Origin of the sequence: Xenorhabdus stockiae, from assembly GCF_002632825.1 — a bacterium.
GTDB classification, from domain to species: domain Bacteria; phylum Pseudomonadota; class Gammaproteobacteria; order Enterobacterales; family Enterobacteriaceae; genus Xenorhabdus; species Xenorhabdus stockiae.
The window spans coordinates 88,626-95,700 of the sequence record NZ_NJAJ01000018.1 but is presented as its reverse complement, the minus strand read 5'-3'; the positions used below and the strand labels follow the sequence as shown (position 1 = coordinate 95,700).

The 7,075-nt window shown below is 35.1% G+C and carries 5 protein-coding genes and 1 tRNA gene; 4 read left to right on the top strand and 2 right to left on the bottom strand.

Annotated features, from left to right (window positions below):
* Positions 1–2: 2 nt before the first annotated feature.
* Together Xsto_RS11095 and Xsto_RS11090 are read right to left on the bottom strand one after the other, a co-directional pair.
* Positions 3–78 (bottom strand) — tRNA-Asn (locus Xsto_RS11095).
* A gap of 117 nt (positions 79–195) precedes the next feature.
* Positions 196–717 carry a YlaC family protein gene (locus tag Xsto_RS11090; protein WP_099111807.1) on the bottom strand — a complete coding sequence of 174 codons (522 nt, stop codon included), beginning with the start codon at positions 715–717 and terminating at the stop codon, positions 196–198.
* Positions 718–1,193: 476 nt separating this feature from the next.
* On the opposite strand from Xsto_RS11090, the gene cspE reads away from it, so the two are divergent.
* From cspE to flhC, 4 genes are all read left to right on the top strand, one after another.
* On the top strand, positions 1,194–1,406 hold the full coding sequence (gene cspE, locus Xsto_RS11085; protein ID WP_010847246.1) for a transcription antiterminator/RNA stability regulator CspE: 213 nt from the start codon (positions 1,194–1,196) through the stop codon (positions 1,404–1,406).
* A 696-nt stretch (positions 1,407–2,102) separates the two neighbouring features.
* Positions 2,103–2,816, top strand: a complete 714-nt coding sequence (locus Xsto_RS11080; RefSeq protein WP_099125090.1) for an MgtC family protein — start codon at positions 2,103–2,105, stop codon at positions 2,814–2,816.
* Between the two features lie 3,210 nt (positions 2,817–6,026).
* Positions 6,027–6,377 (top strand): flagellar transcriptional regulator FlhD, encoded by a 351-nt coding sequence (flhD, locus tag Xsto_RS11070; protein ID WP_086956238.1) that lies wholly within the window; start codon positions 6,027–6,029, stop codon positions 6,375–6,377.
* Between the two features lie 2 nt (positions 6,378–6,379).
* A complete protein-coding gene (flhC, locus tag Xsto_RS11065; RefSeq protein WP_099111805.1) occupies positions 6,380–6,961 on the top strand; it encodes a flagellar transcriptional regulator FlhC in 582 nt (193 codons plus the stop codon).
* Positions 6,962–7,075: the final 114 nt, after the last annotated feature.

The following is a 7,075-nucleotide window of genomic DNA, read 5'->3' as shown; positions in this document are numbered from 1 at the left end:
TTTGGCTCCTCCAACTGGACTCGAACCAGTGACATACGGATTAACAGTCCGCCGTTCTACCGACTGAACTATGGAGGAATTGCTGTGTTCCTGAGAACGAGGCGCATATTAACGACGAACTCAGGAGGTGTCAATGCAAAAATTCGATTTTTCTAACACTTGCCTATCATGTGATCGCATTGCTATAAAATTATGCTATTTTGCTGAAATTACATGCTTTTGTTCAACTTGATAAGGTTGAAAGTAAGGTGATTGCTCTGAGCATGCGATCATAAAAACATCATAAAAGCATATTCCGTTCTTTTTTATAATGATTTGCTTGATTTCGTTTTTCACTTCATTGGGGACATTCGGATGACCGAGTATTGTATTGACGGCATCCTGAGATACCTTTTCATCGACAAACCACTCTCCGTTATAACAAACACGTAAGTCCAGCACATCAATATCGTCAAAACGGTAAACGGGTTTGATATCGAAAAGAAGAACAGCAGCCATAACAAAAAAAAGTGCGGTGAATAAAAGCAGTGACCAAACGCCGAAATAGGGGGCATACCACATCAGTACAGCGAGGAAAACATAAGTAATGATCATAGCTAAAAACAGGTATGGATGCTGATGAATAAAGATACTATTAAAATGTACTTTACCATCCCTATGTTCTGCGAGATTGATCCGCTCTAGGTCCTGAATCAATATCTGTTTGATGATGTTCATAATACCAGCCCAATTATTGTAGAAATCAGTTATCGAATTAAAAGTACCAACTTTTCCAAGGTTATCATGCCGGGTGTCTCCATCTGTATAGCAATTACTTCTTTTAATTTGTAAAACTGTTATTGTTCCTGATGATCACGAATATTTTTGTTTAAGATAAAAGTTGAATAAATCAAATAAAAGCATAAATACATCTATTTATTAGGTTATTCTGTTCTAATATTGAGCGTCTGAAATTTTTTTAGATCTATAATCCATAAAAAGGTTGCTATTCCGGTTCGGTCATGCGTTAATGCGTTTGGCCTGATTAACAGACCTACTTTATGTACGACATCTTGAGTTAATGTGTTATGTGTAAGTGCTATCTTGATTAGCCTTTGTAGACCGTTTCCTTCTTAGTGCCCCATAAGTAATAGCTGATAATGGCCAACACATGCCCAAGGTGGCGAGTTTTTTTTGATATATAGGAAAGACACATGTCTGACAAAATGAAAGGTCAAGTGAAGTGGTTCAACGAGTCCAAAGGTTTTGGTTTCATTACTCCAGCCGATGGTAGCAAAGACGTATTCGTTCACTTCTCTGCCATTCAAGGTAACGGTTTCAAAACTCTGGCTGAAGGCCAGAACGTAGAGTTCACCATTGAAAACGGTGCCAAAGGCCCAGCAGCAGCAAACGTAACTGCTATCTAATTTGCCTTTATACCTATTTGTTAAGCTCGCCATGCTAAAATGCCTTGGCGGGCTTTTTGTTTATTAGATTATTTTTAATGAAAAAAGTAATCATAATATATTAAACAATAGTTATTATTTTATTAAACAAGTCTACAAGAATACCATTCTTTTAATACCATTTAATAAGTGAAGCCTTTACTTATTAGTCTCCCCTGATTATAATTTCTACCTGGTTTTATTTTGGAGCTAATCATTGGACAGTCAAAGTTTAAAATTAAATAAAAGCTAATCGGTAATCTGTTAATTTTCAATGAATTTACTGCTTGCCGAATAATGGTGGGCGATGCTACTTCAGTTTCATGAGTTGTACTCACCCGAAAGATGATGTGGTACTGTAGATCGGCTATTCAGATCACGAAAACAGTATCAAAGAGATATATCGGGGTATCTATGGTACTGTTATATACTCATTCCTTATTCCCTCCGGGAACACATCAATAATCAGATTAAGTCTGATGCTTTTTCTATTGCTCACGAAAAGAGAAATAATTTATTTCTTCTGGCAACCTGCTACGCATTAGTTTAATTCAAAAAGATGACCAGCAGTTACATGCTTACGCTTGTAAGAGTAAGTGTTTTAATTGCAGATTTGAAATTATGAATTACTAAGCCAGCAAAGTAGCCATTTAGAATAATATTTATCCATTTTATATTATGGAGGATGTTATGCAATTAACATCTATTGCAATTCATTTGCTTTCGGCGATGTGTTTCGGTGCACTGATTGGGGCGGAACGTCAGTGGCGTCAGCGTATGGCGGGGTTAAGAACCAATGCGTTAGTCGCAACTGGGGCTGCGGTTTTTATTCTCAGTTCAATGTCAGCTACCTCTGATGATAGTCCCGGACGTGTTGCCGCACAAGTTGTATCCGGAATTGGTTTTCTTGGTGCTGGTGTAATCATGAAAGAGGGAATGAATATCCGCGGATTAAATACTGCGGCAACATTATGGTGTTCGGCGGGAATTGGCGTTTTGTGTGGGTTGGGTCAATACTGGTCTGCTACTATTGCAGTTACAATAATTCTATCTGCAAATATTTTACTCAGGGAAGCTGCTCAGAGAATCAATGCTCAGCCACAACAGCAGGCCTTAGATATAGATCAGAGTTATAAAATTCACATTATTTGTGATATTGGCGATGAGATCCTGATCAGAACTTTGATCCTACAGGCAATTAATGGATTAAATGTCCGGCTGCAGTCACTAAGCAGTGCTGATACAATTCAACCGAATCGGCTTGAAGTGTGTGCAGAAGTACTGGCAACTCCGGATAAGCAAAAAGAGATCGAATCGATTGTTTGTCGGGTGAGTTTAGAGAAAAGTGTCAGTTCCGTTAACTGGAAAATTGCCTCCGAATTACCTGCTTAGAATAATTTGGGACCATAAATAGAGTGTTACCTGTTAAACAATACAAGTTATTAATAAATAAAAATGTAAATAATATTGATTATCACTATTATTTATTAATAATAGTGGACTGTATTCTATTCAGGTAACACCAAAATCTTTTATACCGTTGCCTTTTTAGTTATCTCCTCATTGGTCCCGCTCACTTCTTCTACTGTTTATAAACATACAGTTATTTATACTTCCTAGAATTAATGAGAGATTTCAATCTCTCACCGGAAAACAGCTTTTGATTGAGTAAATTTTTTTCCGATGAATCTGTTGCTCTGTTGCCATTGTTACGCAATCTAAAATCCCATGAGGTATAGCTTTCTTCACAGCTACAGAAAAATTGATGAGTTACCCTGTCATTGCTCTCTTCGAAAATTATCAATTTTTGTTCAGGATCTTCGGTAAGATCATCAATTAATTTGCAAAAGTGTAGTAGGGGAGCAGTCATTAGTTTGCTGTAATGTGCCGGTAAAGGAACAACTTACTTCTTTCACTGAAGAAAATCACAACAATATCATGGCGCAGGTTGACTATTACAATGAACAAGGTTTCAGGGTGTTAATCTTAACAATCCCGGAGTTAAATTCTGATGAAGTGAAACATTCACTTTCTGTTGCTGATAAGAATGGCACAGTGTTTAGGTTAAGTAGGCGAATATAATTCTGCCGTTATAGCTAAAACTCACTATGAAGCGGATTTAGATACTGGAAATATTCTTAATCGCTTTAATATTGAGTGTGTGAGTGATGAAAACCTTTTAAAAAAAGTGGAATTAAATGTGGATCTTTATCAGTGAATATTTCGGAAAAATACGCATCAAAAAGCGACAATAAAATAATAATTATGCAGTTGATCTATCTGATGATGCAATACGTTATGTACTACATTTCGGGTTACTAGTGTTGGTATTTTTGTTGATAATGCCATAGATATCACAAAAGGATTCTTGGATCTCATTTTTCCTGAGAAGAATCCTAAGGTATTAGAAAAAGGAGTATTAAAAGATACGAAAACGTTTGGGAATATCATTATCTAATAAATATAGTTGCTTGATCTGATCCTGTGAATGTATTTTCAGGGAGGATAGTCAGTGCATTTATTCTATTTTTATCTATCTGGGCCATTGATTTTCTTGTACAAAACCTAATGTACGATATTTAACAACTGTTTTACGATAGGAAAAAATGAATAAAGTATTTATTTGAGAATGCCTCGCAAATGAGATAATAACTTGTCTGCCATTTTATGATCCTGAGTGGATCGATTCCTGCAATATCTGTCGTAATGAGATATATGCTTGCAGTTAATTGTGTAGAACGTCAGGTAGGATCTGCTGAAGCAATTTGCAAAACAGGGGGTTATGGACGCTTAAATTGTACATATGCTATTCAGCTCTAAACTCATTGGTATAAAGCACACCAGCACTACTACTTTACCTGTATTATTGATAGCATTAATAATTATTGAACTAAGCATTTGCATACAACACTCATTATTCAGTGCGTTAATAGGATAGAAATTGTTATCCTAAAAATATTTTTTAGTGAATTGAGAATTTCATAAGTAGTGTATTGTTGTTAGCATTCTAAAATGATCTTATCTTCACCATTTTGGTGAATGGTTATGAATAATCCTCATTAACTGGTATCTTGTTCTATCTTGATTAAGAAAATGGCTCATGTAATTTCTATACTATTTACTGCCAATATTAATGGTTTTTAGTAGATATTTAGAATAGGTATAGATGTTATTCCTGATTATGAAGTTGCTATCATAATAATGATAAATTTAACGGTGTAATAGAATTATATTTACATGCTATTTTTTTAATTTGAACCATCTCTTTATATGACTGGTTATTATTTATATTTTAAATTAAGAAGAATAACTTTCTTTTGTTTTTTATTTTCTTTTATTACTGGATTAGTATTTTATTTAAATTATTTATTATTCTTTTAATTTGATTTTATGATATAAGAAGTTATTGGTAAATTTGCATTTAGTTATTATTTTATTTCCCAATACTACCTATTTAAGGGAATTAATTTCAGTAAAAGGTTGTTTTTTTCTGAGGAATGACCATTAATCGCTTTGGTGTGATGGGTATCATAATCATTTATTATTCTTAACATTTGTGAAATTAGCCGAGATATATATTATAAATTTTACTTATGATTTAAGCTTATGGAATAGCCAATGTACGGAAATGGTGACTAATGTGGTTTTCGTTAAAATAATGTCAAAATTCGTCATGTTTAGGGTTTATTTTGATTAGTTAAATTAATCAATGTTGACTGGCTGGTGATGTGCTGATGGATTTGTTAAGTGGTAGGATTTGTTGAGGTATAGGAGTTTTATTGGTTACTGTTGTTCTGGGGGAGATGTGCAGATGTTTTTTGATTTCAACATCATACTGTATTTTATCTTATTTTTGCGACCTGAATGATATTTGTACTTAAAATGCTGTCAGTACAGGCTTTTTTCTGTTTAAAAAAAAAGCAATCGTAAACTAAAAATGATCAGACTGGTATCTTTTTAATAACTAGTATTCACATATAATTAATAAATTTGGCATAACTATGATCTAAATCAACTAATAGTGGAAGATGAGTGCCTACCTACATTATCACGAAACAAATTTTAATAAGATTTTGATAATTTGGCTAAAGGAAGGATTTTTTCTTGTTATTTTAAATTTATAAGTTTAATAGATCGTATAAAACAAAAAACAGTCTCTAATATTTTTATTTAAATAATTTAACTTATTAATTGTGGACTATTTTGTCTTTTCAGTTGCTTGAATAGTTAATGAGCTAGAATCATAATAAAAAATGTCAGTTTTGTGATGTATGTCACATAGTATTTAAAATGACATATATTCTCCGTTGTATAAGTTGATGATTCAGGAGTAAAGTTAATTAGTATTAAGAATATTCTTAATCAATTGTGGCAAGTTCATTATCCAGATGACGCAATAATACTTTTACAATCCATTACCGAAATATTTTAGAAATTGGGCGATCCCAAGAGTAATACAAAGGACAGTTACTGCTCTGGCTAAAGATGTATATTTCAGTTATGTCGGAGATTATTGAATCTCATGCTACTGGTAATTTTGTCGTGAGTGATTCTTTGATCACTTAATTGATTTTTTCATGTAATCGGACGGGATATATAGAAATGAGTACGGTTGAATTGCTCAAACATATTTATGACATAAATTTATCGTATTTGCTTTTAGCACAACGGCTAATTAACCATGAGAAAGCGTCTGCGATGTTCCGTTTAGGTATTAGTGAATCGATGGCTGATACGTTGGCCGAGCTGACATTGCCTCAGTTAGTAAAATTAGCTGAAACCAACCAACTGATTTGCCATTTTCGGTTTGAAGATCACGAAACCGTACAGCAGCTGACGAAGGAATCGCGGGTGGACGATCTACAACAAATTCATACAGGTATTTTGTTGTCCACTCATCTTTTTCAGCAGTTGTCCGCTCAGGATGACACTTCAATGAAGAAAAGAGCATAAAGATGGCTGAAAAAAGTATTGTCCAAGAAGCTAAAGATATTCAGCTGGCAATGGAGCTCATCACTTTAGGCGCACGCTTACAGATGCTTGAAAGTGAAACGCAGTTAAGCAGAGGAAGGTTGATCAGGCTGTATAAAGAGTTGCGGGGAAGCCCCCCGCCTAAAGGGATGCTTCCCTTTTCAACGGATTGGTTTATGACATGGGAACAGAATATTCATTCTTCCATGTTCTATAATGCTTACCGTTTCCTGTTGAAAAGTGGGCATTGTGCAGGTGTTGAGGCTGTAGTTAAGTCTTATAGGCTCTATCTTGAGCAATGTCCCCCGTCTGACGGAGATGCGCCCGTTTTAGCTCTGACCAGGGCTTGGACACTCATTCGTTTCGTCGATAGTGGGATGTTGCAGCCAACTGAGTGTCGCTGTTGTGGTGGGACTTTTATCACACATGCACACCAGCCGGTTAACAGCTTTGTTTGTAGTCTTTGCCAACCGCCTTCAAGGGCGGTAAAAAAACGTAAACTTTCCGCGCAACCTGCCGATACTAATTCACAACTGCTGGATGGATTTGCTCAGCAAGCTATGTGAATTTAAATGGGAAAGTGAAAACTTAGGTTACAGGTTTTGGTCATTCTGGCCTGTAATCTACAATCCTCCTCTTCATTTATTAATTCTCCCTGTTCAAATCCCATCTGCTCACCA